This is a genomic window from Rhizobium sp. BK418, from assembly GCF_004341105.1.
Lineage (GTDB): Bacteria > Pseudomonadota > Alphaproteobacteria > Rhizobiales > Rhizobiaceae > Rhizobium.
Genome location: NZ_SLZK01000003.1, coordinates 139331 through 164201 on the forward strand (window position 1 = coordinate 139331; position 24871 = coordinate 164201).

General features: G+C 58.9%; 27 protein-coding genes. 15 read left to right on the forward strand and 12 right to left on the reverse strand.

The annotated features are described in order from the left end of the window. Positions 1 to 20: 20 nt before the first annotated feature. From EV281_RS12160 to EV281_RS12170, 3 genes are all read left to right on the forward strand, one after another. Entirely contained in the window at positions 21 to 977 is a 957-nt protein-coding gene (locus EV281_RS12160) for an NAD(P)-dependent oxidoreductase (RefSeq protein ID WP_281026258.1), read from the forward strand. Beyond that, a complete protein-coding gene (locus tag EV281_RS12165; protein WP_132653361.1) occupies positions 974 to 2758 on the forward strand; it encodes an IlvD/Edd family dehydratase in 1785 nt (594 codons plus the stop codon). The genes EV281_RS12160 and EV281_RS12165 overlap by 4 nt, the downstream gene beginning before the upstream one ends. Before the next feature lie 158 nt (positions 2759 to 2916). After that, positions 2917 to 4698 carry a GGDEF domain-containing phosphodiesterase gene (locus tag EV281_RS12170; protein ID WP_132653362.1) on the forward strand — a complete coding sequence of 594 codons (1782 nt, stop codon included), beginning with the start codon at positions 2917 to 2919 and terminating at the stop codon, positions 4696 to 4698. A 100-nt stretch (positions 4699 to 4798) separates the two neighbouring features. On the opposite strand, the gene EV281_RS12175 is transcribed toward EV281_RS12170, so the two are convergent. The 3 genes from EV281_RS12175 to EV281_RS12185 form a co-directional block, all read right to left on the reverse strand. Next, entirely contained in the window at positions 4799 to 4999 is a 201-nt protein-coding gene (locus tag EV281_RS12175) for a KTSC domain-containing protein (RefSeq protein ID WP_132653363.1), read from the reverse strand. A gap of 217 nt (positions 5000 to 5216) precedes the next feature. After that, positions 5217 to 6059: a DUF6030 family protein gene (locus tag EV281_RS12180; RefSeq protein WP_132653364.1), complete on the reverse strand. Its 843-nt coding sequence runs from the start codon at positions 6057 to 6059 to the stop codon at positions 5217 to 5219. 129 nt (positions 6060 to 6188) lie between these two features. Further along, positions 6189 to 6398 carry a KTSC domain-containing protein gene (locus tag EV281_RS12185; RefSeq protein ID WP_132653365.1) on the reverse strand — a complete coding sequence of 70 codons (210 nt, stop codon included), beginning with the start codon at positions 6396 to 6398 and terminating at the stop codon, positions 6189 to 6191. Positions 6399 to 6663: 265 nt separating this feature from the next. Here EV281_RS12185 and EV281_RS12190 point away from each other — a divergent pair, with 265 nt between their 5' ends. Beyond that, entirely contained in the window at positions 6664 to 7002 is a 339-nt protein-coding gene (locus EV281_RS12190; RefSeq protein WP_132653366.1) for a hypothetical protein, read from the forward strand. A 266-nt stretch (positions 7003 to 7268) separates the two neighbouring features. After that, positions 7269 to 8117: a GNAT family N-acetyltransferase gene (locus EV281_RS12195; RefSeq protein WP_132653367.1), complete on the forward strand. Its 849-nt coding sequence runs from the start codon at positions 7269 to 7271 to the stop codon at positions 8115 to 8117. Here EV281_RS12195 and EV281_RS12200 read toward each other — a convergent pair. Further along, positions 8114 to 9031, reverse strand: a complete 918-nt coding sequence (locus tag EV281_RS12200) for a DMT family transporter (RefSeq protein ID WP_132653368.1) — start codon at positions 9029 to 9031, stop codon at positions 8114 to 8116. The genes EV281_RS12195 and EV281_RS12200 overlap by 4 nt on opposite strands. Positions 9032 to 9218: 187 nt before the next feature. On the opposite strand from EV281_RS12200, the gene EV281_RS12205 reads away from it, so the two are divergent. Continuing rightward, positions 9219 to 10517: an adenylosuccinate synthase gene (locus EV281_RS12205; protein ID WP_132653369.1), complete on the forward strand. Its 1299-nt coding sequence runs from the start codon at positions 9219 to 9221 to the stop codon at positions 10515 to 10517. A gap of 60 nt (positions 10518 to 10577) precedes the next feature. Further along, entirely contained in the window at positions 10578 to 12956 is a 2379-nt protein-coding gene (locus tag EV281_RS12210; RefSeq protein ID WP_132653370.1) for a hypothetical protein, read from the forward strand. Between the two features lie 82 nt (positions 12957 to 13038). On the opposite strand, the gene rpoH is transcribed toward EV281_RS12210, so the two are convergent. Further along, a complete protein-coding gene (rpoH, locus tag EV281_RS12215) occupies positions 13039 to 13947 on the reverse strand; it encodes an RNA polymerase sigma factor RpoH (protein ID WP_132653371.1) in 909 nt (302 codons plus the stop codon). Between the two features lie 267 nt (positions 13948 to 14214). Between rpoH and EV281_RS12220 the strand changes: the two genes are divergently transcribed. Further along, positions 14215 to 14376 (forward strand): entericidin, encoded by a 162-nt coding sequence (locus EV281_RS12220; RefSeq protein WP_132653372.1) that lies wholly within the window; start codon positions 14215 to 14217, stop codon positions 14374 to 14376. 13 nt (positions 14377 to 14389) lie between these two features. On the opposite strand, the gene EV281_RS12225 is transcribed toward EV281_RS12220, so the two are convergent. Continuing rightward, positions 14390 to 15415 (reverse strand): RluA family pseudouridine synthase, encoded by a 1026-nt coding sequence (locus tag EV281_RS12225; protein WP_132653373.1) that lies wholly within the window; start codon positions 15413 to 15415, stop codon positions 14390 to 14392. A 42-nt stretch (positions 15416 to 15457) separates the two neighbouring features. On the opposite strand from EV281_RS12225, the gene EV281_RS12230 reads away from it, so the two are divergent. Next, positions 15458 to 15850: a hypothetical protein gene (locus tag EV281_RS12230; protein WP_132653374.1), complete on the forward strand. Its 393-nt coding sequence runs from the start codon at positions 15458 to 15460 to the stop codon at positions 15848 to 15850. A 7-nt stretch (positions 15851 to 15857) separates the two neighbouring features. Next, a complete protein-coding gene (locus tag EV281_RS12235; RefSeq protein WP_132653375.1) occupies positions 15858 to 16682 on the forward strand; it encodes an RNA methyltransferase in 825 nt (274 codons plus the stop codon). Between the two features lie 6 nt (positions 16683 to 16688). Here the strand turns inward: EV281_RS12235 and EV281_RS12240 are convergent, their stop codons facing one another. Continuing rightward, positions 16689 to 17849, reverse strand: a complete 1161-nt coding sequence (locus tag EV281_RS12240) for a hypothetical protein (protein WP_132653376.1) — start codon at positions 17847 to 17849, stop codon at positions 16689 to 16691. 129 nt (positions 17850 to 17978) lie between these two features. Further along, on the reverse strand, positions 17979 to 18566 hold the full coding sequence (locus EV281_RS12245; RefSeq protein ID WP_132653377.1) for an EipA family protein: 588 nt from the start codon (positions 18564 to 18566) through the stop codon (positions 17979 to 17981). A gap of 181 nt (positions 18567 to 18747) precedes the next feature. On the opposite strand from EV281_RS12245, the gene EV281_RS12250 reads away from it, so the two are divergent. Then, positions 18748 to 19395: a histidine phosphotransferase family protein gene (locus EV281_RS12250; protein WP_132653378.1), complete on the forward strand. Its 648-nt coding sequence runs from the start codon at positions 18748 to 18750 to the stop codon at positions 19393 to 19395. Positions 19396 to 19507: 112 nt separating this feature from the next. Next, entirely contained in the window at positions 19508 to 19870 is a 363-nt protein-coding gene (locus EV281_RS12255; RefSeq protein WP_132653379.1) for a response regulator, read from the forward strand. A 125-nt stretch (positions 19871 to 19995) separates the two neighbouring features. Here EV281_RS12255 and ctrA read toward each other — a convergent pair whose 3' ends face one another. After that, complete coding sequence (gene ctrA, locus EV281_RS12260; protein ID WP_112562832.1) at positions 19996 to 20697, reverse strand: cell cycle two-component system response regulator CtrA; 702 nt, start codon at positions 20695 to 20697, stop codon at positions 19996 to 19998. A gap of 436 nt (positions 20698 to 21133) precedes the next feature. Here ctrA and EV281_RS12265 point away from each other — a divergent pair, with 436 nt between their 5' ends. Continuing rightward, complete coding sequence (locus EV281_RS12265) at positions 21134 to 21484, forward strand: flagellar export protein FliJ (protein ID WP_132653380.1); 351 nt, start codon at positions 21134 to 21136, stop codon at positions 21482 to 21484. A 118-nt stretch (positions 21485 to 21602) separates the two neighbouring features. Here EV281_RS12265 and EV281_RS12270 read toward each other — a convergent pair whose 3' ends face one another. Then, the gene (locus EV281_RS12270) at positions 21603 to 21881 is read right to left on the reverse strand and encodes a GNAT family N-acetyltransferase (protein WP_132653381.1); all 279 of its coding nucleotides are present in this window, start codon (positions 21879 to 21881) and stop codon (positions 21603 to 21605) included. A 52-nt stretch (positions 21882 to 21933) separates the two neighbouring features. Between EV281_RS12270 and EV281_RS12275 the strand changes: the two genes are divergently transcribed. After that, on the forward strand, positions 21934 to 22446 hold the full coding sequence (locus EV281_RS12275; RefSeq protein ID WP_184326772.1) for a paraquat-inducible protein A: 513 nt from the start codon (positions 21934 to 21936) through the stop codon (positions 22444 to 22446). A 20-nt stretch (positions 22447 to 22466) separates the two neighbouring features. On the opposite strand, the gene EV281_RS12280 is transcribed toward EV281_RS12275, so the two are convergent. Then, positions 22467 to 22742 (reverse strand): DUF1153 domain-containing protein, encoded by a 276-nt coding sequence (locus EV281_RS12280; RefSeq protein WP_007533628.1) that lies wholly within the window; start codon positions 22740 to 22742, stop codon positions 22467 to 22469. Positions 22743 to 23142: 400 nt separating this feature from the next. On the opposite strand from EV281_RS12280, the gene EV281_RS12285 reads away from it, so the two are divergent. Beyond that, the gene (locus tag EV281_RS12285) at positions 23143 to 23889 is read left to right on the forward strand and encodes a LuxR C-terminal-related transcriptional regulator (RefSeq protein ID WP_132653383.1); all 747 of its coding nucleotides are present in this window, start codon (positions 23143 to 23145) and stop codon (positions 23887 to 23889) included. 29 nt (positions 23890 to 23918) lie between these two features. Here EV281_RS12285 and EV281_RS12290 read toward each other — a convergent pair whose 3' ends face one another. Continuing rightward, complete coding sequence (locus tag EV281_RS12290) at positions 23919 to 24644, reverse strand: sugar transferase (RefSeq protein ID WP_165911882.1); 726 nt, start codon at positions 24642 to 24644, stop codon at positions 23919 to 23921. Positions 24645 to 24871 lie beyond the last annotated feature (227 nt).

Here is a 24871-nt window from a genome sequence, read left to right on the forward strand (position 1 = left end):
CAAAATAGTTGCATGCTGAGGTGAGGGGGGTATCAAGGGCAGGCAACACAGTTCGGGAGGGCTGGGTGACACACGCATCAAAAGATAACGGGAAGCGCAGGATCGCTTTCCTCGGCACCGGCCTCATGGGAGCGCCGATGGTGCGGCGTCTGCTTACCGCAGGCTTTTCCGTCACCGTCTGGAACCGTGATCGCACCAAGGCCGAAGCTCTTTCGGGTGAGGGCGCCAAGGTCGCTTCTTCGCCCGCCGAAGCCGCTGCTGCAGCCGACATTGTCATCTCCATGCTGACCAATGCTCAGGCCGTAGGTCAGGTGCTGTTCGACATGGGCACCGTCGAGGCCATGAGACCGGGCGCTGTCGTCATAGACATGAGCTCTATCGCGCCGCCTTTTGCGCGCGAGCATGCCGAGAAACTGGCTGAGCGCGACATACGTCATATCGATGCGCCGGTTTCCGGTGGCGTGGTCGGTGCTTCGGCCGGGACGCTTGCCATCATGGCAGGCGGGGACGCTGGCGCTATCGCCGAACTGGCCGATGTCTTCGCGCCTATGGGGCGTGTTACCCATGTCGGACCGAGCGGGTCGGGGCAGCTTGCCAAGCTCGCCAACCAGCAGATCGTTGCCGTGACGATCGGTGCCGTCGCCGAAGCGATGATGTTGATCGAGGCGGGCGGCGGTTCCCCTGCCGCCTTCCGGGATGCCGTGCGTGGCGGCTTTGCCGATAGCCGCATTCTGGAGATTCACGGCAAGCGCATGATCGACCGGCAGTTCGCACCGGGTGGTTCCTCTGCTAACCAACTGAAGGACCTCGACGCCGTCATGGCGACGGCGAAGGCTTTGTCCCTCACGCTGCCGCTGACGGAAGCGGTGCACGCGGAGTTCACGGAATTTGTTGCCAAAGGCAATGGCGAGACGGATCACAGCGCCTTACTGCTCCATCTCGAAGACAGGAATGCCCGACCGGGAGGAAAGAAATGACTGACAGCAAGACCGCCAAGCGCCGCCTGCGTTCGCAGGACTGGTTCGATAACCCCGACCATATCGACATGACGGCGCTCTATCTGGAGCGCTTCATGAACTATGGGGTGACGCCGGAGGAGTTGCGGTCCGGTAAGCCGATCATCGGCATCGCCCAGAGCGGCAGCGACCTGACGCCCTGCAACCGTGTCCACCTCGAGCTGGCCAAGCGTGTTCGTGACGGCATCCGCGATGCGGGCGGCATTGCGATCGAATTTCCGACCCATCCGATCTTCGAAAATTGCAAACGTCCGACGGCTGCACTCGACCGCAATCTTGCCTATCTCGGCCTCGTCGAAATCCTCTACGGCTATCCGCTCGACGGCGTCGTGCTGACGACGGGCTGCGACAAGACCACGCCTTCGGCGATCATGGCAGCGTCGACGGTTGATATTCCCGCGATTGTTCTCTCGGGCGGGCCTATGCTCGACGGCTGGCACGAGGGCAAGCTCGCCGGCTCCGGCATGGCGATCTGGCAGTCGCGCCGCAAGCTGGCGGCTGGCGAGATAGATGAAGAGGAGTTCCTACAGACGGCGATGGATTCGGCACCTTCCGTCGGCCATTGCAACACGATGGGTACGGCCTCGACCATGAATGCTCTCGCCGAGGCGCTGGGTCTGTCGCTGACGGGCTGCGGCAATATCCCGGCTGCCTATCGCGAGCGCGGCCAGATGGCTTATCGGACAGGTCGCCGCGCCGTCGAGATCGTATTCGAAGACCTCAAGCCGTCTGATATCCTGACGCGCGAAGCCTTCCTCAATGCCATCAAGACCAATTCTGCCATCGGCGGATCGACCAACGCCCAGCCGCACCTCGCCGCCATGGCGAAACATGCGGGTGTCGAGCTCTATCCTGAAGACTGGCAGGTGCATGGGTTCGACATTCCGCTGCTGGCAAACGTACAGCCGGCGGGTGCCTATCTCGGCGAGAAGTTTCATCGTGCCGGGGGCACGCCTGCTGTCATGTGGGAATTGCTGCAGGCCGGCAAGCTCGACGGTGACTGTCGCACCGTCACGGGCAAGAGCATGGCCGAGAATCTCAAAGGACGCGAGGCGCGCGATCGCGATGTCATCAAGCCCTATAACGAGCCTTTGAAGGAACGCGCCGGCTTCCTCGTTCTCAAGGGCAATCTCTTCGATTTCGCCATTATGAAGATGAGCGTCGTATCTGAAGATTTCCGCAAGCGTTACCTGCAGGAGCCCGGCCGCGAGGGCGTGTTCGAAGGCAAGGCTGTCGTCTTCGATGGCTCCGAAGATTACCATAGGCGCATCAACGATCCGGAGCTTGGTATCGACGAAAACACGATCCTCGCCATCCGCGGCGCCGGTCCGCTTGGCTGGCCGGGCTCGGCGGAAGTCGTCAACATGCAGCCGCCGGATCATATTCTGAAGCGCGGCATCAAGAGCTTGCCGACGATCGGTGACGGGCGGCAGTCCGGCACTTCCGACAGTCCCTCGATCCTCAACGCCTCGCCGGAAAGTGCAGCAGGCGGTGGCTTGGCCTGGCTCAGGACCGGTGACATCATTCGCATCGATTTCAACGAGGGTCGTTGCGATATGCTGGTCGATGAGGCCGAAATCGCCCGGCGCAAGAGCGACGGAATCCCGCCGGTGCCAGCCGATGCGACGCCGTGGCAGCGCATCTACCGCAATACGGTGACGCAGCTTTCGGACGGGGCGGTCATTGAGGGCGCGATTGACTTCCGGCAGATTGCTAAGAATCCGCCACGACACAATCACTGATTGAAATAATTCTCCGGCTAAAACGATGCTGGTCAAAAAGGAGGCGGTCGTAACGAACAGTTCACCTAGTAACTAGTTCGATACTTACGAAAAGGCTTCATTAATGAGGGCTTGCGACTATATTGTCAATTTCTGCAGGTTTCGAAGGCTGAGACCAATTGCCCGAGAATAAACCAACGCGATCAGAGCGAGAGTTCCAGGATCTTCTACGGCGACTGGAATTGGCGCTTGATGCTTCGCAAATTGGTGTGTGGGAGCACAGCATCAACAAAGATGCTATTCTCTGGGATGCGCAAATGCACCGCCTCTATTGTACAGGCCTGGTAGACAGAGCTGTGCCGACGTGGGTCTGGACGAATGCCTTACATCCCGAGGACAGGGAACGGGCCGAGCAGGACTTCGAGCGAGCGGTCGCCACCCGCGGTGCCTATAATTCCCAGTTTCGCATCATCCTGCCGAGTGGAGAGATCCGGCATTTAAGGTCGCGAGCGCATTTCTATGTCAATGAGGAGGGCGCTCCGTCCTTCATTGGTGCCGAATGGGACGTGACGTCCGATGTGCTGCTCAATGCCGAGCTCGGCAAGCAGAAGATGATGGCCGAGGCCCGGGCGCTGGCGCTCGAGGAAAGCAATGCCCGGATCGAGCATGTAGCCGACCATGACTATCTGACCGGCATGCCGAACCGACGTTTGCTGGATAAGCGGCTTGTCGAGCTGTCAATGGACAAAAGCGTGTCCACGCTTGCTGTACTGCATCTCGATCTCGACCAGTTCAAACAGATCAATGACCGCCATGGTCACGCGGCTGGTGATGCCGTGTTGCGCGTGGCATCACTGAGAATTGCTGCCGCCGTTCCTGCAAATGGCATGGCTGCGCGTGTCGGCGGCGACGAATTCGTCATCGTGCTGATCAACTTCGCCGGCCTCGGCGAGCTGCAGGCGATCGTCGAGGATGTTCAGCGTCGATTGCGGAAGAAAATCCGTTTCGGACAGGAGATGCTGCAGTCTGGTGCGTCGATCGGCGTATCCTGGAGCAGCGACAGGCGGGCGCGCAATCTGCTCGCCGAATCCGATTTGGCGCTCTATCAGGCGAAAAAGCTCGGCCGTAACCGCATCGAATTCTTCAGCCGGCAGCTGCAGGAAGACCTGCGCGGCAAGCGCCGCCTCGCCGAGGAACTCGCCCAAGCCTTGGAGCAGGGTCAGGTTGTTCCCTACTATCAGGTTCAGCTCGATGCGCGCACCCGAGAGATTACGGGACTGGAAGCGCTGGCACGCTGGAACCATCCGGAAAAGGGTGTACTTACGCCGGGTGTCTTCCTACGCATTGCCGACGAGTACGGGCTTTCTGCGGAGATCGATGCCGTGGTTCTGCAGCGCGCGCTCGAAGATCGCCTCGCCTGGCAGGCGATGGGGTGCAGCGTGCCGCGTATCGCTGTTAATATCTCGCCTGCGCGTCTTGCCGATCCAGCTTTGCTGGACAAACTTCGTCGGCTTGCCATTCCGCCGAGAGCCATCGTCTTCGAGCTGGTGGAAACGATCTTTCTCGACGACTGCGATGAGAAGTTCCTCGCCAATATCGACCTTATCAAGCAGATGGGCATCGATATCGAGATCGATGATTTCGGTTCCGGTCATGCCTCGCTCATTGGTCTCGTGCGACTGAAACCGAAGCGGTTGAAGATCGACCGTCAGCTCGTCACCGATGTTGTGGAATCGGCAGAGCAGAGACGTGTGGTCGGATCGATCGTTGAGATCGCCAAGGCTCTTGGTGTGGAAGTGATTGCCGAAGGAGTGGAGACCGAAGCCCACGCCGTAACGCTCACATGGCTGGGCTGCGACAGTTTGCAGGGCTTTGCGCTTGGCTATCCTTCTAGCGCTGCCGATATTGGACGCCTTCTTGCATCAACTGGCCACGGCAAATCGCGAAGTGTGGCCGGCTGATGTTGAGCCGATGCGGGGATTTCGATCAGTCCAATGAGTAATTATTTTGGGCTAGCATTGGCGCACTGAGACGGCACGCCTTGGGTGCGTGCCGTATTTTTCAGGCAGTGCGGAAGCGGCCCCGAATCTGGCTCATGTAGAAGTCACCAGGAGACGCTGCTGCGGTTAATCCGACGACGATGCCCTCAGGGACATCTTCGTAATGACGGCGTTGGCCGTTGGTCAAATAGAGCGTGAGGTGTCGAGTCTCGCGCTTGTAATCAATCGCCTCGATAAGTTTGGACTGCAGTCTAGTTTCCATGCGGTGCTCCCCGATGTGTTTCGCGCGAGAGAGGTGGCTGCTGGATCCGACGAGCGGCTCAAGACAGCGTCAAAGCTAATCCCTGGCCGATTCAAGTCAAGGATCGAAAGAGCTTGGCCGTAGCTATTTTGAGTTAAATGCGTCTGAAGTTTGACGCGCTAAATTAGGCCGGGCCTATCGTGAAGATGAGGTGCCTCAACTCGTTGCCGGCGACAGATCATAAGGCGCGGCGCCAGAAGATGAGTTCAGGCACTTGCCAGGAGGGGTCTGGCGCGGGCAGCCAGGTCTTTGGCGAAAAATAATCCTTCGTGCGACGCTGCTGGGCAGACGTTTCTTGCAGCAGCAATGTGAAGTTGAAGCTGCCGCGACGCGAGTATTCCTGGCTGAAATTGATGAGGGCCCCGAAACCTTCTTCCTTCATGTCCTTGAGATTGCGGATTGCCGAGAGCGCTTCATGGAAATCCAGCCACGCCGGTTGTGTCAGCATGGTCTCGAAAATGCGCAACACACTGGGATCAAGCTGCCCGTTGCTGTCGGTCGCAGGATCGACCAGCTTCACGCGCATGCTTGTAATTGCGCCTCTGCCATTGCCGCGCACGACGAGGAAGAGCGAGCTGACGATATGCTCTTTCTCCTTCTTGTAGATATGTTCGAAGGAGCACTCGAACGTGTCGGAATTGAAGGCAGTTTCTGCCCATTCGCTCATTTCGACGCCGGCAGAGCGCAGCGCTTCGCACATGGCTGGGCCGGAAATGCGCCAGGTGCGCAAGAAGACGCTCGCGAGAGCCGGTTGCGGCTGCGCGAACATGCGCGGCGGGATCCTGATACTCAAGGGCTCGGTGCGCCGGAAGATTTTAGGCGGTGGCGGCGGTGGCGGCGCCGGTGCTGGAAAAAGCTCTACGCCAAAGTAATGGGCCAGCGATTTCAGGTGGCGCATATCATTCGACAGCAGCACTGTAGCGGCGACGATCGAAAAGGACAGAATGATCAGCAACCACATGACGGCGCGGCCCTTTCGCGGCTGCGGCGCCAGTTTCATGTTCTGATCGGACGATTGCATCGTCAGTTCGCGAGACCTCCGACAGTAGAAGTCATCATTTATAAGGCTCGCACCGATGTGGCAATCGATCTCGGCCGAAGCATGGCATGATCGATTTAGGGTCGCTTCGACGAGGATATCGCGGCGCGTTTAAGCCGCGATACGGCGATACTGTTTTCTTATCCGGTCGATATAGTACTGGCCTGGTGAAGGTGCGGTCACCATGGTCTCGACATCGGCGGCCGGCACGCCTTCGAACAGCCGCTCTTCGCCGTTGCGGAAGCAGATGCGCAACCGCCCGTCTTCCTGGCTGAAATAAACGTTCTGGATGATCCGGGATTTGACTGGAACTTCGTGCATTATTTTCTGGCCCTGTTTTGTTTTGGGGCACCTTAGAAGTAAGGATGCGAAGATACCGTCAAGACGTATGGTAAAGATTGTTTTCTACCCGAATAGCGACAGTCTAAAATATCGGCTTTCAATAAAATTGTACGGATCGGCTTAAAAGGCCTGCAAATAACCGGCGTGTAGAGTGCCCTCATGAAAGCGGCCGGGCATGGACAGATGCGACCGGCGCTGCGGCCAGGCAGAAATCGCCGGCCGACTGGAAAATGGGGACTTCAGGATGAGCAGACTTCTTCTCGCCGCCACGCTCGCAATCACTGTATCGGCTGCAAGCCAGCCGGCTTTTGCCTTCGGTCCGGGCGGCTTTGGCCGTGACCTCATGTACACGTCGGCCATCGGCCATCTGCCCGAGGAGCCGCTGACGACGAGCGCCGGCTTCGTCCGCCCGAACGTGCCCTTTGCCTTGCGCGCTCCGGCACAGGTCGGAAGCGATGGATATGCGCTGAAGGCCTATTCGCACCAGCTGACCATCGCCGTCGGGTTCGTTTTTGGCAGCGTTCTCAACCAAGCTGTCCAGACCTTCGGGACTGCCGAAGCGTTGGGTCCGTTTCTGCGCTAACGGCCAGATATTATGCTGCCGTCTTTCCACCTGCGCTCGCCGGAAGCATCTTGCGGGCGCAGTAATTTTCTTGAGATTGCAATTACATTGTTTCATGGTAGTGCGAGGTCGAAGTTCTTTTGCATTGCATTTCAAAACGACGACACACATCGTTCAAGCCGTGAACGCGAGTTCATCATGACCGGTCTGAGCGCACGAGCAATCGACTTGACGATTGCTTTGCGCATCGCGGAATGGACTTGCGGATTTCAATCTGGGAAGGTTGTATGAATTCGGAATTTGCCGTTCGTTCCATGCGGCCCGGTGAACTGGAGCTTGCACTGGAATGGGCACGTCAAGAGGGCTGGAACCCCGGCCTCGACGATGCGATCGCATTCCACGAAGCCGATCCTTCCGGATTTTTCGTTGGCGTCATCGGTGAGGTGCCGGTCGGCTCGATTTCGGTCGTCAAATATGGCGACACCTTTGCGTTCCTCGGTCTTTACATCGTGCACCCCGATTTCCGTGGCCAGGGTTTTGGCAAGGCGATCTGGAACGCCGGCATCGCGTCGGCGGGAGACCGTACGATCGGTCTCGATGGTGTTGCCGCTCAGCAGGAAGCCTATCGCAAAGCCGGCTTCGAGGTGGCTTATAAGACGATCCGTTATGGTGGTGTGCCGACATCGGTGCCGCAATCGTCGCTCGTCGCGCAGCCGGTTCTGGATACGCGTCTCGAAGGCCTGCTCCGATACGATAGCGGAATTTTCCCAGAGCCCCGTGCGGCTTTCCTTGCCGCCTGGTGTACCGGCCGCAAGGGGCGCAGTTCGGTCGTCGTGCGCAAGAGCGGCAAGATTCGCGGTTACGGCACGATCCGCCGCTGTTACGAGGGCTACAAGATCGGCCCGCTTTTCGCTGGGGACGCGGACAGCGCTGCCGCCCTTCTGGCTGGCCTCATTCCTCAGGCACACGGCGCGTCGATCTATATCGATATCCCCGCCGCCAATGCCGAGGCGATTGCGCTGGCAGAAAGTGTGGGGCTCGAGCCGGTCATGGAGACCGCGCGCATGTATCGCGGTCCGGCGCCGGAAATCCCGCTGAAGAGCGTCTATGGCGTGACGACGCTGGAGCTTGGTTAGTCGACAGGTGACGCCGGCACGGTGAGCGCGGCAGTCTTCGGGCGTCCCCTTTCTGCGATGGCGATGCCACCGAGCGCGAGCACCAGCGCAATCATATGGAAAAGCTGCAGCCTTTCACCGAGCAGTGCGACGGAAAGCAGCGTGCCGAAAACCGGTACGAGGTTGATGAACAGGCCGGCGCGATTGGCACCGATTTCTTCGACGCCTTTGATATAGAGTATCTGCGCCAACAGCGAGGCGAAGATAGCCGTGTAGAAGGCAATCAGCCAGCCTTCTTGATCAGGCCATCGGGCCGCGCCGCTAGAGGCTTCCCACAACAAAAGGGGCAGGGCGGTGAGGGCAGCGCCGAGGGCGGGGATCGCCATTAAAGTGCGCCAGTCGACGACGGGCTTCCAACGTAGGAAGATCGTATAGACGGCATAGGCTGCGACAGCGATCAGCATCAGCGCATCGCCGCGGTTGAGGCTCAGTTGCAGCAGGGTGGCGAGATCGCCATGGGCCGCCGTCAGTGCAACACCGACAAGCGTCATGCCAAAACCGACGACCTGGGCCAGCGAAACGCCGGTTCGGAAAAAGAGGAAATTCAGCAGGAAGATCAGCATGGGGATGCCGGCTTGCTCGATCGCGACATTGATCGCTGTCGTGTACTGCACGGCTGAATAGAGCATGGCGTTGAAGGTGGTGTAGCCGATCACGCCATAGAAGAGGAGAAGGGGCAGGTTCTTGCGCGCCACCGGCCAGTCTTTCTTCAGTTGCGGCAGCGAGACGGCGGCGATCAGCACGATGGCCAGGAACCAGCGCAGGAAGGTCAGCATCATCGGGCTGACATGGCCAAGCGCAAGCTTGCCCGCGACGGCATTGCCGCCCCAGCAGAGAGTAGCAATGACAAGGCAGATATAGGCTGTGGCTTGCAAGGGCGATCTTCCCGTCTTTGTCATCTCTGGCAGGCTTTATGGTCGGGCTTAGCCTGCCGGCGGCTGATTTGTCACGTAAAAAGCCGAATCTGCTGTGACAACAGGGTCGCTTTCCCGAAAACAAAGCTTTATAGATGCGCGGGTTTGAGCAGGTGTGCGGTTCTCCGCCGGTAACAGGAAGAGTTTGATGACGAACGTAGTCGTGGTCGGTTCGCAATGGGGTGACGAAGGCAAGGGCAAGATTGTCGATTGGCTTTCGGAGCGTGCGGATATCGTCGTGCGCTATCAGGGCGGACACAATGCCGGCCATACGCTCGTCATCGACGGTACGAGCTATAAGCTCTCGCTGCTGCCATCAGGCGTGGTCCGCCCCGGCAAGATGGCCGTCATCGGCAATGGTGTCGTCGTCGATCCGCATGCGCTGATCGCCGAGATCGGCCGGCTGGAAGCACAAGGCGTGAAGGTCACACCTGAGAACCTGCGCATCGCCGACAATGCCACCCTCATCCTCTCCCTGCACCGCGAGCTCGATGCCTATCGCGAGGACGCAGCCTCCAACAGCGGCACCAAGATCGGCACGACGCGGCGCGGCATCGGCCCGGCCTATGAAGACAAGGTCGGCCGCCGCGCCATCCGCGTCATGGACCTCGCAGACCTCGAAGCCCTGCCGGGCAAGGTCGATCGTATCCTGACCCATCACAACGCACTTCGCCGCGGTCTCGGCGTTGCCGAAGTCAGCCATCAGACGATCATGGACGAACTGACCTCGATCGCTGACCGCGTGCTGCCCTTCCGCGATACCGTGTGGCTTTTCCTCGACAAGCAGCGCCGCAAGGGCGCCCGCATCCTTTTCGAAGGGGCGCAGGGCAGCCTCCTCGATATCGATCACGGCACCTATCCCTTCGTGACTTCCTCCAACACGGTGGCCGGTCAGGCCGCCGCGGGTTCGGGCATGGGTCCGGGTTCGCTCGGCTATATTCTCGGCATCACCAAGGCCTATACGACGCGCGTCGGCGAAGGTCCGTTCCCGACCGAACTGACGGATGAGATCGGCCAGTTCCTCGGTGAAAAGGGACACGAATTCGGTACCGTCACGGGCCGTAAGCGCCGCTGCGGCTGGTTTGACGCTGCACTCGTGCGCCAGTCGGTCGCCACCAATGGCATCAGCGGCATTGCGCTCACCAAGCTCGACGTGCTCGACGGTCTCGATGAACTGAAAATCTGCGTCGGCTACATGCTCGACGGCGAGCAGATCGACCATCTTCCGGCAAGCCAGGCGGCGCAGGCTCGTGTCGAGCCGCTCTACGTCACGCTGGAAGGTTGGAAGGAATCGACGGTTGGCGCCCGCAGCTGGGCAGATCTGCCGGCCCAGGCGATTAAATATGTTCGTCAGGTCGAAGAGCTGATCGGCGCGCCTGTCGCGCTTCTCTCGACGAGCCCTGAGCGTGACGACACCATACTTGTGACTGATCCGTTTGAGGATTAATGTCGCGGGTCACCTAGCGTGAGTGTTCGGGAGTGAGCCGGACTTCTTGAGAAAGTACTGATGGCGGATTTTATTGCAGTTATTCGGCGGGCAGTCGACGGCCTGTCTGAAAATACCCCTGAGATGCGGGTGAAGGTCTACGAGCGTGCGCGAGGCGCTGTGCAGCGGCAGCTCGAGAACATGAAACCGCGTCCGCCGGAAGCTATGCTGCAACGCCAGCTTGATAAGCTTGAAGCCGCAATCCGTGAAGTCGAGGGCGAACATGCCGAGGCCATCGTTGTCGAGGAGTCGGCCGCAGCCGCCCCGGAGTCCGAGGTCCATCAAGAGGCCCCTCTAGAGCACGAGCCGATAGCCGAGGCAACGCCTGTCGCAGAGGCTCCCATCTACGAGAGCCGCGAGCAGCAAGAAACGGAACAGCCAGCCCGCGAGGAGCCTGCCGAGCCGGAAGAGGTCGCTCATGCGGCCGCTTCAGCCGAAGAGGTGGTGCCCGAGCATGCCGAGTGGCATCCGCCTCATGAGGAAGAGGCGCCTGCAGAGGAGTGGCATGCGCCGGAGCAGGCAGACGTTCATGCCGAGCCCGGGCGTTTTGCTGAGCCTCTGGAAGAGCATTATCCGGAAGAACGGCAGCCTGAAGAGGTTGCAGCCGAGCCGGTAGCCGAAACCATTCATGAAGTGGAAGAAGTGCTTCAGCACGAAGAGGCTCACCAGCCGGTTTCGCGCGGCATGGAGCATGCGTCGAACCGACTCGTGGAGCCGATGGCTGATTTCGCGCCGCAGCCGCAAGTCGAAGAATTCGTCGAGCACGCACGCGAAGAACCGCTTGCTGCGGATGCGGCGGCGCACTTCGATCGCATGTGGTCCGAGCCAGCGACCGAAACGCCGGCCCCTGCACCGCAGGAAGCCGAGACCGAATGGGCACGCGAAGAGCTTCACTCGTACGCCGAGGCTACGCCAGTCGTTCCCGCCGATGCTTCGGCGCGCGCATTCGAAGAGGTCATCTCGACACTCGGAAACAGCGCTTCGCCGGTCGTCATGCCGACTGCCAAGGAGAATTTCTCGTGGGAAGCGGCAGCTTTCGATGACCTGCCGCCGATCGAAGCGGGCACCGGCAAGAAGACGCCTGCTTCCGCACATTTCGACGACGTCGATATCTTTGCGGAAGTGCACGGCGGCAATGGTTCCGGCTCTGCGACCCCCGCACCGGCCGCTCCAAGCGAAGGCTGGCGCGAGGCGCGTGCGCTGCGCGGCTATGACCGCCGTAATGCCGTCACCGCTGACGATGACGACGGCAACCCGCCGATGGATCTGGACCAGATCGTCGCTTCCAAGCTGCATGGCAAGAGCTTCCGCATGGAACCGAAGCGCCGCCGCTTCGGCATCGGCACGATTCTGGCGATCCTCGTCACGCTGGGCATTATCGCCGGCGGCGCCTACGCCGGCTGGATGAACCGCGAGGCGGTGAAGGAGATGGTCGACGGCCTCGTCAGTTCCGCACCGTCACAGGCTGCGCGCAGTGAGACAGCGGTCACACCGGCGACAACCCCGTCGACGCAGCAGAGCAGTACGCCGGCCACGACACCGCCGGCAAATCAGAATGCTGGAGCGCAGCCGGCGCGACCCAACCAGGAGGTTGCGTCACTAGACGGCTCGGCCGCCAATACCAAGTTCACCCAGCGGTTGCTCGCCGATGGGACAGAAGTCGATAACGGCGCGGCGCCAGTGCCGGGCACGCCCACGGCGGAAGGCAAGTCGGTTGCCGAGCAGAATGTCGCTGCAGCCGATACAAGCGCGCCGACTGTCCAGTCCGATGCCGCGCCTGCCGAAAATCTGACGCCGAACGGTCCGGCGGCCGCACCGGCGCAGGTTCCGCCCGTCGGCGCCACGGAAAAGATGTTCCTCTACGAAGAGCGGATCGGCGAAAGCTCGCCAACGGCAATCGAGGGATCGGTCGTCTGGACCGTACAGCATGAGGCCGGACAGGGCGGTCGCCAGGAAGCCACCGTGCAGGGTAACGTTACTGTACCGGAGCGCAATCTTTCGGCTCTCCTGACCTTCAAGCGCAATTCTGATCCATCGCTGCCGGCAAGCCATCTGGTCGAAATCGTCTTCTCCGTTCCGCCGAATTTCGAGGGCGGCAGCATCGACAGCGTTCAGCGCATCTCGATGAAGCGTACGGAGCAGGATCGCGGTGATCCGCTGATTGCGGTACCGGCCAAGATTACCGACGATTTCCACATGATCGCGCTCAACGATTATCCGGATGCGCGCAAGGCCAATCTGGACCTGCTTGGCAATCGCGATTGGATCGACATTCCGATCACCTACCGCAACGGGCGACGGGCGCTCCTGACCCTGCAGAAGGGCGCCACGGGAAGCAATGCCTTCAATACGGCGATCAAGGAATGGACTGCGCTCGGGGACCTTTCGACCAGCCAGTAATGCCGGTGCTTCCGGAAACGTATAAAACAAAAAGGCGGGCCACAAGAACCCGCCTTTTTCATATCATCTAGACATAACCGTCTTACGCGGTCGCTTCGACCACGCGCACGGCCTTGGCACGCTCCAGCGCCTCCTTGCGGACCGCATCCTGCACCTTTTCAAAGGCGCGGACTTCGATCTGGCGGACACGCTCACGGCTGATGTCGAACTCGGCCGAAAGGTCTTCAAGCGTTACCGGATCTTCAGCAAGGCGGCGAGCCTCGAAGATGCGGCGTTCGCGATCATTCAGCACACTCATGGCCTTGGCCAACATACGGCGGCGGGTATCGAGCTCGTCCTGCTCGATCAGCACATCTTCCTGGCTGTCGTGGTCGTCCACCAGCCAATCCTGCCACTGGCCGCTGTCGCCCTCGGAAGCCTTGATAGGAGCGTTCAGCGAAGCGTCGCCAGAGAGGCGGCGGTTCATCGAAACGACTTCTTCCTCTGAGACGTTTAACTTGGTGGCGATCTCGGTCACATGCTCGGGCTTCAGATCGCCGTCATCAATGGCCTGGATGCGGCCCTTCAGGCGACGCAGGTTGAAGAACAGGCGCTTCTGGTTGGCGGTCGTACCCATCTTCACGAGAGACCACGAGCGCAGGATGTATTCCTGGATCGAGGCCTTGATCCACCACATTGCATAGGTGGCGAGGCGGAAACCACGTTCCGGATCGAACTTCTTGACAGCCTGCATGAGGCCGACATTGCCTTCAGACACGACTTCGCCGATCGGCAGGCCGTAGCCGCGATAGCCCATTGCGATCTTCGCAACGAGGCGAAGATGGCTGGTGACGAGCCTGTGTGCGGCATCGCGGTCGCCGTGCTCGGAGTAACGCTTGGCGAGCATGTACTCTTCCTGCGGCTCCAGCATCGGGAATTTACGAATTTCGTCGAGGTAACGATTGAGACCGGCTTCGCCGGCGGTTATGGACGGCAAGGTATTTCGGGCCATAATGCACCCTCCTTATCTGGATTCCGGTTCCCGATGGAACGCGCCCTCGCGTTAAAGGCAAACCGGGACATGCGGCTCTCTCCAAGCCCGCACTAAGTCCATATACAGATAAGTGTGGCGAAACAGGGATTCAAGGTCATCAGGGCTATCACGAGGGCGTTATCCCGCCGCCATCGGAGCCGACCTGAGCCATTGATTTTATAGGCGGCTGCCGCATTTTTCCAGTGGTGGGCATTCTTGCCTAGCCGCGCTTTTATGGGGAACCAGATGATCAGACCAGTCCTTGCCGCCATCCTGCTGCTCACGCTTTCGGCCGCTCTTTCATCTTGCGGAAATACCGCAAGGGGACTGGCGCAGGACGGGCGCGACACGAGCCACGCTCTCGACAATGCCACGCATCGGGTTCTGAGTGCCGGCTCGAAGAAATAGCAGCCGGCATGTCTCATCCGCGCAGTGCGTCAGTGAGTTCCACCATGTCATCGGGCAGCGGCACCTCGAAATGCATCACCTCGCCCGTGCGCGGATGCTCGAATTGCAGCATGAAGGCGTGCAGTGCCTGGCGGTCGAACGCCTTGACGACCCTGCGGGCCTCGTCAGGCAGAAGATTGGCCTTTGTCTTGAAGCCCGCGCCATAGACGGCATCACCCAGCAGCGGATGGCCGATATGGGCCATGTGGACCCGGATCTGGTGCGTGCGGCCCGTTTCCAGATGGCATTCGACGAGCGAGGCAAGCGCAGTCGCGTCCGGGCTCTCATGGAAGCGCTCGAGCACTTCGTAATGGGTGATCGCTTCGTCGGCACTTTCGCTGTCCGCGCGCTTGACGGCGCGGCGGGTGCGGTCGCCGGTCGCGCGGCCGAGCGGCGCGTCGATCGTTCCTGAAAGCGCGCGCGGACGACCCCAGACGATTGCTCGGTAGGCGCGTTCCAGCGGCATGGTGCGGCCGTGGTCGGCGAACTGCAGCGAAAGGTGGCGATGGGCCATATCGTTCTTGGCGACGACCATGACGCCTGTCGTATCCTTGTCGAGGCGGTGAACGATGCCGGGGCGGCGTACGCCGCCAATGCCGGAAAGGGTGTTGCCGCAATGGTGGATCAGCGCGTTGACGAGCGTACCTGTCCAATTGCCGGGACCGGGATGCACGACGAGGCCGGCAGGCTTGGAGATGACGACAACGTCTTCATCCTCGTAGAGGATATCGAGCGGAATGTTCTCGCCCTTCGGGGCCGGATCTTCCGGCTCAGGCAAAGTGATCTCGTAGCCATCACCGGCTCGCACCTTGCGTTGCGGATCGGTAACCGGTTCACCCTTCAAAAGGACTTGCCCGTCCTTGATCAGTGCCTTGATGCGGCTGCGGGAAAACTCCTCGCCGAGCTGCGCGGTCAGCCATGCGTCAAGGCGACCTTCAGCCGTCTCATCGGCAGTCAGGACTTTTCTATTGTCATCTGCTTGTTTAAAGGGGTCGCTCAAGACGCTTCTTCTCCGACGTATTTTTAGAATGGAACGCCATAGATGACGAAATTCGAGCTGGCCGATGACGAGCTGGAAGAAAAGCCCCTCGACCCGGCTATGGAAAATGTCCGGCGCAAAATGATCCGCCTGCAGATCGTCTCGGGCGCCATCATGTTCGTGAGCCTTATGGCGGTCTTCGGCGCGGTTGTCTACAAGGTGACGCGCCCCGAGCCTTCGCAGGCCACAACATCAGCTGGTTCTTTCGGCGTTCCCTCTGACGCGCCGGTGAGCTCGACGGCATCGCTGCCGCTCGGCTTCAAGATCGAGCAGACGTCGCTTTCGGGCGGGCAAATCCTGTTTTACGGCACAGCTGTGGACGGCAAGCGCAAGGCGCTGGTTCTCGACATCAAGGCCAGCCGTATCGTGGCCAACATCACGCTGTCGGGAAATTGAGGCCGACATGGCCGGACAGATCCTGACGATCGAACGTGCCGACGATCCACGGATTGCCGAGTTTCGGGATATTCGCGAGCGTGATCTGACGGGCCGGCAAAACCGCTTTATTGCCGAAGGCACGGTCGTATTGCGCATGCTTGCCGAAGCGCATGCAGCGGGCAGGGGATTTTCTGCCCAGAAGATCCTGCTGCTTCGCAATCGGCTGGGCGGCGTAACCGAAATCCTCAGCCGCTTTCCCGAAGACGTGCCCGTCTATGTGGCCGACGCAGATGTTCTTGATGGTATCGTCGGCTTCAATATGCATCGCGGCGTGCTGGCGCTCGGCCGGAGAGAGCAAGTGGCGGAAGCCGCGCTTCTCGACGCATTGCCCGAGCAGGCGCTGGTCCTCGTCGGCTGCGGCATTTCCAATCACGACAATGCCGGGTCGATGTTTCGCAATGCCGCGGCGTTCAAGGCGGATGCCATCCTCCTCGACGAGACCTGCTGTGACCCGCTCTATCGCAAGGCGCTGCGCGTTTCCGTCGGCTCTGTCTTGAGCATGCCGTATCACCGCGGCGGCGACGCACTCGCTCTTCTCCTGAGCCTTGCCGAGCGCGGTTTTACGATCTGGACGCTTTCACCACGTGGCGAGACGGATATCCGGCAGATACCGGCTTCCGATCGCATGGCGCTCGTTGTCGGCACGGAGGGGGAGGGCCTGCCAGAGAAGGTGCTTTCCCGTTTCCGCAGTGCGCGCATTCCGCAGTCTGAAGGGCTCGACAGTCTCAACGTGGCGACGGCTACGGGAATTGCGCTCTTTGTGATATCTTCGACGATGACCCGAATCTGAGCAAGTTCAGCGCTGCGGATCGGCAATAATAGCCGCTGCGCGGTCGGCGAGATTTACGCGGTCGTTCGATCCCGTTTTCGGCTTATCGGGCATCAGGGATAGGATGGGAGAGGAGGGGCCTTCCTTGAGCGCGGTGAGCGCCACCACACTCGCGGCAATCGAGGTAATTTCCTCGCGAAGGGCGCTGTCACGACCGGTATTGTTTCTTGCCTTTTGCAAATGCTCGGCAAGTGCTGCGCTGCGCCTGCGCACGTTGTCGCCCATTTGCGCGGTGACGGCTGCGACATCGAGTGCAGAAGGCTCGGGTTCGCCGTCAGCGACTTCGGCCGGCAGATCGGCAACTGCTTTGGAAAGGCCGGCATCGCGCAATATTTTGGCGGCCTTGCGGATTTCGGCATTGGCCGCCTTCAACTGCTCCTTCAGCTTGGTGATCTCCTGTTGGCGGCGGCCGAGCAGCGCTTCCTTGTCTGCGGCAGAGGCGGCCTCACGGGCAGCCTTGTCTTCCAGGCGGATGACCATGTGCTGTTGTTGGCTGAGCTTCTGCTCGGCCTCTTTGGCGCGCTTCTGCAGGATCGTGAAGTCCTGGCGCATCCGATCACGTTCTTCTCGCATCGCATTCGTGCGGAACTTGAGGCTCTCGGCTTCGGTATCGCGCGCGGCCAGGTCGATCTTCAGATTATCAGTCTGTTCCTGCAGCTTGGAAAGTCGGGCGCGCAGCGTTTCCAGTTCGCTGTCCTTGTTGGAATTGGCCTGTTCGGCAATATGCAGGCTTGTCTTCAACTGGCTGATATAGTTCTCGTCCTTGCGCAAGTGCGAGCGCTGTTCGGCGGCTTCCACCTGCATTTCGCCGATCTGCGCGCGCGCCTCGTTGAGTTCCGAGGCAAGCCTGCCGGCATCGACAGCGAGTGAATCATGGCGAAGTTGGAGAGAAAGCGATTTTTCGCGTTCGCGGTGCAGATCCTGCGCGGTGCGGGCGTTTTCGGCAGCGTAAAGCGCGCGCACCATGTCCTTCTGCGCCCGTACTTCCTGTGGACTCAGGGGCATCGTCGCCTTGAGGCGGTTTTCGGTATACCAGACAATTCGGCGGTGGACGGCAGGCGAGACCAAAAAGACGAGAAAGGCCGCGGTCAGGAAGCCCAATCCGAACAAAAGAGCGTATTCGATCACGGCGCGGCCATCGATTCGAAGGTTGATACGGGTCAGCTCAGATGATTAAGCACGCAGTGCGCATATCGGCAAGGCTGCAGACACCGGCAAGACCACATTCCCTATGACAATACCGCAGGTTTGCGCTTTTCAGAAGGGATTCCAGGTCGGGTTCGGAGTGACCTTCAAATATCCGACATTGATACCGAGGCGGGCGCCGACGCCGGTGCGGATCGGCACGACCAGAACATTGTTGTTCTTAAGAAGCGTCATGCCGAAGCCGGCTATGACATAGGCCGAGCCGCTGACGCCACCGAAGCGCGCGTAGATGGAGTCGATTGATGGCAGGTCGTAGACCAGCATCATGACGCGGGAGCCCTGGCCACCGTAATCAAGACCGAGAGACGGACCTTGCCAGTAAAGCGGATGCTCGCCGGCATTCTTGGTATTGAGCTGACCTTCGCCGTAGGTGAGACCGGCGATGAAGGCGCCGCCTCCCTCTTGGCCGAGAATATAGCCGTTCGGCAGGCCGTATTTCTGGAAGGCATTTTCGACAACCTTGGCCAGACCGCCGCTTGTGGAGCCGAAGAAGGAGTGGCCGGCATCGACGATCTCCTGCATCGTGTACTGGCCATTCTCCTGAGCCGCAGCCTGCTCTGTCAGAACAAGCGACGATACTGTAAGCACCGTCAGCAGCCTGCAGAAGCCGATGAATCTTCCGAGAATTTGGAGCCGCATGATGTCATCCATTCGTCATTGTCGGGGACAGTGGCATTTGATGCATTTTGCGCCGATCGTCTTAACAATCGGTTTACCAAATATGGTGTCATTATGGCGGCGAGTACGGTCGCAAACTTCGCGCAATTTTGATCAAGCACACTACCGGGTGGAATGACACTGCCGCCCTCAGGAGACGATGATGTCCAAGAACCCGAATCTCACTTTGTCCGGCCCGGACCTCGCTGCGCTCCTGTGCAGCCGCGTATGCCATGACGTGATCTCGCCCGTTGGCGCGATCAACAACGGTCTGGAGCTTTTAGACGAAGGCGGGGCAGATTCGGACGCGATGGATCTCATCCGCACCAGCGCGCTCAATGCTTCAGTCCGTCTCAAATTCGCACGCCTTGCCTTCGGTGCGTCCGGCTCCGTCGGCGCTTCGATCGATACGGGTGAGGCAGAGCGCGCAGCCAAGGATTTTGCCGCGGCGGAGAAGAAGACCGAAGTGAGCTGGAACGGCCCGCGCGCGATTGTCGCCAAGAACAGAGTCAAGCTGCTCCTCAACCTCTTCCTAGTCGCCTATTCTTCCATTCCGCGCGGCGGCAATCTGGAGATCACGCTGGAAAATCCGGAATTCGACGCCACCTTCAAGCTCGTTGCCAAGGGCAAGCTGATGCGCATGCCGCCGAAATTCGTCGAGATCGCCACGGGCACCGTCGAGGAAGCGATCGACGCGCATTCGATCCAGCCTTATTACACTGTGCTGTTGGCTGAGGAATGCAGCATGGTTCTGGATCACGCGGTCAGTGCCGAAGAGATCGTCTTTACCGCCAGGACCGCTGCAGCCTAGTTCATCGATCGCTGGTCGAAGCGGGTACGGTAACGATTCGTTAGCCTGATGAACCTATCTTCGAAGGTTAGGAAGGCCTCGACGGAGACAGCGCGAGGGGTAAGGAACCGTCATGCAGAGATTCATGATCACCGACAGTTCGGACATCGTTCGCAAAGTCGGCAAGCGAATCCTTTCCGAACTCGATTTTCTGGTCAGCGAAGCTTCGAATGCCGAAGAGGCGCTGCAGCGCTGCCAAGCCGAGCTTCCCGAATATCTCATCGTCGATTCGGGCATGGAAGGCGCGCTCGATCTCATTGCAAGCATTCGCGCCATGGACGGCGGCAAAGAGGTGAAAATCTATTATTGCGTCATCGAGGCCGACCTGAAGAAGCTCATGGCCGGCAAACGGGCAGGGGCGACCGATTTCCTGCTCAAGCCTTTTGACCGCAAGATCCTGACCGCCGTGTTCGGAAATCGTGCAATCGCGGCTTAATCAGCGCGCACGTCGTTAACAAGAGCCGCCCGAAAGTGCGGCTTTTCCATTTCAGGACATTGATGACCAATAAAAAATCCCGCCAGATGAGGCGGGATTTTCATTCGATAAAGGGATTCGGCGGATCAGGCGGTTTCGGCGTATTCGGCACCATCGGGCTCGCGCAGCACATAGCCGCGGCCCCAGACAGTTTCGATGTAATTGGCGCCGCCTGCAGCATTTGCGAGCTTCTTGCGCAGCTTGCAGATGAAGACGTCGATGATCTTCAGTTCCGGCTCGTCCATACCGCCATAGAGGTGGTTCAGGAACATTTCCTTGGTGAGCGTGGTGCCCTTGCGGAGCGAAAGAAGCTCCAGCATCTGGTATTCCTTACCCGTCAGGTGAACGCGCTGGCCGCCGACTTCGACGGTCTTGGCGTCGAGGTTGACGATGAGTTCGCCCGTGACGATGACCGACTGGGCATGGCCCTTGGAGCGGCGAACGATTGCGTGGATACGGGCGACCAGCTCGTCCTTGTGGAACGGCTTGGTCATGTAATCGTCGGCGCCGAAACCGAGACCGCGAACCTTGTCTTCGATGCCGGCCATGCCCGAAAGGATCAGGATCGGCGTCTTGACCTTCGACAGGCGGAGAGTGCGAAGCACTTCATATCCGGACATGTCGGGAAGGTTCAGATCGAGAAGGATGATGTCATAATCATACAACTTGCCCAGATCCACGCCTTCTTCGCCGAGATCTGTCGTATAAACATTGAAACTCTCAGATTTGAGCATCAGTTCGATGCTCTGCGCTGTAGCGCTGTCATCCTCGATGAGAAGTACCCGCATAATTATCCCCTTTACCGCCGCCGAAAGGTGGCATGGCCCCCTACGCGATACCGAATAAGCTACGTGATTTGGAAGCTGCCACGAAATGGTTAACAAATTCTAATTCACTCTGGCAAGGAGTATCGAATTTATTAAATAATTTTTCCATTTCTCTGTTTTCCAATGGAAATCTCATAACGCAGTTCTCAACTTCGACATTAAGAAATCGCGCTAAGTGATTCATCCGACTCGCTAATGAAAAGGTTCGGCTTTCCTGTCCTGGTGTTTACCGAGCCTTAAATCATCGGGCCTATCATTAACGATGCCCGTAAACGAAAGGTTACCAGCGGTAGGTTTTTGTTAATATCGCAGGAATTTTTTCGGCAAACCGTGTCAAAGCGGCGCGCAAGGGCGGTTTCAAGTTGAGCCGGGGTCTCGCATCACGGGAGTAATGCGTATGAAGTCGCGAGAGAGCCTCGTTCGTCTGAAAGAGTTTCAGGTGAACGAAAAACGTCGTCAGCTGCAGCAGTTGCAGATGATGATGTCCGAATTTGAACGGATGACGAAGGATCTGGAAAGCCAGATCGTCGTCGAAGAAAAGAAGTCCGGTATTTCCGACCCGAATCACTTCGCATATCCGACCTTTGCAAAGGCCGCACGTCAGCGCGCCGACAATCTTCAGGTTTCGATCAAGGAACTGAAGGTTCAGGAGGAGGCACTGGAACTGGTGCTCGAGGAAATGCAGGCGGAATATGCCAGGGCAACGGCGCTCGAAGAGCGCGACGGCGCAGTTCGCGCCCGGGCCTGACGAATATTGCAGGCGCCGGTCCCGGCGCCTTGGGGGGTAAGCACAGAAGCCATGCATGACGGATACTGCGCCCGTCATGCATGGCTTTTGGTGTTTCTATCCTATGGCAGATGCGTTCTCAACTGACCACGTCGTTCCATTCAGGGTGACGCTGGGCCTGTGATTTGAAGAAGGGACAGAGCGGGATAATCTTCCAGCCACCCTTTCGGGCTGCCTCGACCGCATGAAGTGCCAGTGCCTGGCCGACACCCTTGCCGCGCAAAGCGTCCGGCACGCCGGTATGATCGATGATTATGAGTTTCGGCGATGTGCGGGAATAGGTCATTTCCGCATCATGACCTTCCACAGTCGCGACGTAGCGACCGCCCGACGTGTTTTCCTCAATCCTGATATCCATTTCTGTCTCCTGATGAATTATGTGATCGGGAACGTGACATGGCGATCTCGGCATGCCAAGCCGGCGGCAGGAAACAGTGTGTTCAAAGGGGGGCGGAAAATTGAACAGGCTTTCGGTAGTCCGGCCCGTATTGCTGGTTGCAGCACCGTTTCTTCTGGCGCTTGGCCTTGTCCTGCCGCTTGTCCGCTTCGAGAAGCTCTGGTTCTTCGATGAGACGCCGTCGCTGCTGGAAATCGTGGCTTCACTCTGGAGTGGTGGTGATGTGGCGCTCGCAGCACTCGTTGCGTTCGTCTCGATCGTGCTGCCGGTTCTGAAGATGATCGGGATTGCTGCGGAATCCATGGCTGCCGGCGGCGCCGGCAGCCTGTTTTATCGCAACGTCGTGCCGCATCTGTCCAAGTGGTCCATGATGGACGTGCTGCTCGTTGCGATCGTGATTGCGGCTGCGAAGACGACGGGGCTTGCGAATGCGTTTACGCAGCCCGGTCTCTGGTGTTACGCGGCCTCGGCAATGATTTCGGGCCTTCTTCATTCCCTCGACGGAAATGTGCCCGGCCCGAAATAATCAACTCGAATGGAACGTAATCAGTGGCGATACTGCTGGATGCGTGTGGTACGCAGGCCGGCGAGGCCATGGCTGTTGATGGAGGACTGCCAGGAAAGGAATTCTTCGACAGTGAGCGTGTAACGCTCGCAGGCTTCTTCCAAGCTCAACAGGCCACCGCGAACAGCCGCGACAACCTCTGCCTTCCGGCGGATAACCCAGCGCCGCGTATTTGGCGGCGGAAGATCCGCAATCGTCAGGGGGCTGCCATCGGGGCCGATGACATATTTTACTCGGGGACGTATCATTTCGGTCATTGGACTCTCTACACAACGCAAGACCACGGACGCCACTCTAACTTGCCACATTTAAAAATTGCCTAAACCCATCGTAAGACTTTGATAATAATTTTAGACGCTGGGTTGCAGGGTGATTTGCTGGCCGTCTGCCGCTACGTCAATTTGAGGCGGCTGCATGGGAGCCATGCGGAATAAATGTTACATATTTTTCTCGGACGCTTTTATAAGCGCTGCAACATAAGCATGAGCGCAAAGACTTCGTCTCCGTTCTCCTCGTAGTATCAATAAAGATTGCCATTTTGAATGCTTCGTATCTTTCTGATGCGGGGCAAATGCCGTCTTTCCTGATCGTCCGGCGCGTTTAATCCGCAGTCGGTTGCGAGCCGAGCCGAAGCCAGGTCCGTGAAGGAACAAGAGAATGAAGAGACGTGAACGCGCCGTCCGCGACTGCGCCGATGATACTGCATTTTCGCCTTTCGGAGCCCGTCCTGCGGGCATTTCGGCCATCAACGGTGCAAGCCGCCTGGACGAGCTGACGAAGGCTGCCGGGTTCGAATTCTACCTGTTTTCCGTGTTCCCGCGCGGGGACCGGACGGCCTTTCTCGAAAACAAGCTGATCAGCAACTGGCCGCAGAGCCTCGTCAATTTTTACGAGGAGGCGGACCTCTTCCATTGCAGCAAGCTGGTCGCTGTCATGAAGCGCACCATCATGCCTGTCTTCTGCGACGAAGGGCCTTTTGGGGGCAATGCAGCAAATCAGGAAAACCGTCGCTTGAACACGATGTTTCAGATGCACGGGCTGAAACATACCTTCGGATTCGCGTTGCACGATGCTGACCTGAAACAATACATATTCGCTTTTTCGGGCGCGCGCGCCATGCCTTCCCGCGAAGAAGCGACGGCGCTGCTTTTTGGCTGTATGGAACTTCTGGACTCGCTCTCGAGCGACGAGAAGCCGAAAGATCGGCCATCGGAGAGTCTCACCCCGCGGGAAATCGAATGCCTGCGCTGGTCGGCTGCTGGCAAAAGCAGCGACGAGATTGCGATCATTCTCGATCTCTCATCGCATACTGTGGTGGGATATCTGAAGAGTGCTATGCGTAAGCTGGATTCGGTCAACCGCATGCAGGCCGTGGCTCGAGCCTTCCGGTATCGGCTGCTGTAGCAGCCGATACGCTTTCTTTTCCAATCGGATCAGAAGCCTTTGCCGCCGTTCAGCTCGGAAATCAGCGTTCCGAAGATGATGCGAATGTCCATCAGCAGCGAGAAATTCTCGACATAGTAGAGATCGCTGGCGATACGGGCGCGCGCCTTGGCGGGGCGGTCCGTCGGGCCACGAAGGCCGCGCATCTGCGCCAGACCGGTGATACCCGGACGCATGGCGTGGCGATGATGGTATTGCGGAACCAGCTCTTCGTACAGCATACCGCCGGCACGCATGCCGATTGCATGGCAGCGCGGCCCGACAACCGACATGTCACCCTTCAGAACGTTGAGCAATTGTGGCAGTTCGTCAATGTTCGAGCGACGCAGGAAAGCGCCGACACGGGTGACGCGCGGATCGTTCTTGACGGTTTGGGCAACGCCAGTGACGTCTTGCATATCCGTGCGCATGGAGCGGAACTTGTAGACCTTGATGGCGCGGCAATTCTTGCCCCACCGGGTCTGCTTGAAAAGCACCGGGCCGGGGCTGTCCACCTTAATCAGGGCGGCGACGACCAAAAGAAGCGGAGCGAGCACGATGAGTGCGCTGATCGACGCAAAAATATCGAATGCTCGCTTCAGCGCGAACTGCACGGAGGCAGGTGGCGGAACGATGGTGTCGAGTGCGGCAACTGGGAACCTCGCATTTACCTGGCGAACAGGCGCAACGCGAAAGCTCTCTTCAGAAATACTTTTGTTAAGGTCCATGACGCTCAAGGATCTACCCTTTGTATTTTGAAGCTTTCGGTGATGTCGTTCAATGGCTTGGTAGCGCCAGAATAAGGCGCCACAATGTTAGGCGACGTTTAACCCTACTACATCCTAAATTTGCGACATTTGTTTAACCGAGTCCAGAGAAATTTCGCATCGCAACAAATTTCGCACCTGCGTTAAGTTAATGCAAAATCAGGGGTTTTATTTTTCAACCAGCGTTTTATTAGGAA

Excerpts from the sequence above, each read along its gene's own strand:
- EV281_RS12165 (WP_132653361.1), top strand. The coding sequence starts at position 974 with ATGACTGACAGCAAGACCGCCAAGCGCCGCCTGCGTTCGCAGGACTGG.
- EV281_RS12175 (WP_132653363.1), bottom strand. The coding sequence starts at position 4,999 with ATGGAAACTAGACTGCAGTCCAAACTTATCGAGGCGATTGATTACAAG.
- EV281_RS12180 (WP_132653364.1), bottom strand. The coding sequence starts at position 6,059 with ATGCAATCGTCCGATCAGAACATGAAACTGGCGCCGCAGCCGCGAAAG.
- EV281_RS12185 (WP_132653365.1), bottom strand. The coding sequence starts at position 6,398 with ATGCACGAAGTTCCAGTCAAATCCCGGATCATCCAGAACGTTTATTTC.
- EV281_RS12190 (WP_132653366.1), top strand. The coding sequence starts at position 6,664 with ATGAGCAGACTTCTTCTCGCCGCCACGCTCGCAATCACTGTATCGGCT.
- EV281_RS12195 (WP_132653367.1), top strand. The coding sequence starts at position 7,269 with ATGAATTCGGAATTTGCCGTTCGTTCCATGCGGCCCGGTGAACTGGAG.
- EV281_RS12205 (WP_132653369.1), top strand. The coding sequence starts at position 9,219 with ATGACGAACGTAGTCGTGGTCGGTTCGCAATGGGGTGACGAAGGCAAG.
- EV281_RS12210 (WP_132653370.1), top strand. The coding sequence starts at position 10,578 with ATGGCGGATTTTATTGCAGTTATTCGGCGGGCAGTCGACGGCCTGTCT.
- rpoH (WP_132653371.1), bottom strand. The coding sequence starts at position 13,947 with ATGGCCCGAAATACCTTGCCGTCCATAACCGCCGGCGAAGCCGGTCTC.
- EV281_RS12220 (WP_132653372.1), top strand. The coding sequence starts at position 14,215 with ATGATCAGACCAGTCCTTGCCGCCATCCTGCTGCTCACGCTTTCGGCC.
- EV281_RS12230 (WP_132653374.1), top strand. The coding sequence starts at position 15,458 with ATGACGAAATTCGAGCTGGCCGATGACGAGCTGGAAGAAAAGCCCCTC.
- EV281_RS12235 (WP_132653375.1), top strand. The coding sequence starts at position 15,858 with ATGGCCGGACAGATCCTGACGATCGAACGTGCCGACGATCCACGGATT.
- EV281_RS12245 (WP_132653377.1), bottom strand. The coding sequence starts at position 18,566 with ATGCGGCTCCAAATTCTCGGAAGATTCATCGGCTTCTGCAGGCTGCTG.
- EV281_RS12250 (WP_132653378.1), top strand. The coding sequence starts at position 18,748 with ATGTCCAAGAACCCGAATCTCACTTTGTCCGGCCCGGACCTCGCTGCG.
- EV281_RS12255 (WP_132653379.1), top strand. The coding sequence starts at position 19,508 with ATGCAGAGATTCATGATCACCGACAGTTCGGACATCGTTCGCAAAGTC.
- ctrA (WP_112562832.1), bottom strand. The coding sequence starts at position 20,697 with ATGCGGGTACTTCTCATCGAGGATGACAGCGCTACAGCGCAGAGCATC.
- EV281_RS12265 (WP_132653380.1), top strand. The coding sequence starts at position 21,134 with ATGAAGTCGCGAGAGAGCCTCGTTCGTCTGAAAGAGTTTCAGGTGAAC.
- EV281_RS12270 (WP_132653381.1), bottom strand. The coding sequence starts at position 21,881 with ATGGATATCAGGATTGAGGAAAACACGTCGGGCGGTCGCTACGTCGCG.
- EV281_RS12275 (WP_184326772.1), top strand. The coding sequence starts at position 21,934 with ATGCCAAGCCGGCGGCAGGAAACAGTGTGTTCAAAGGGGGGCGGAAAA.
- EV281_RS12280 (WP_007533628.1), bottom strand. The coding sequence starts at position 22,742 with ATGACCGAAATGATACGTCCCCGAGTAAAATATGTCATCGGCCCCGAT.
- EV281_RS12285 (WP_132653383.1), top strand. The coding sequence starts at position 23,143 with ATGAAGAGACGTGAACGCGCCGTCCGCGACTGCGCCGATGATACTGCA.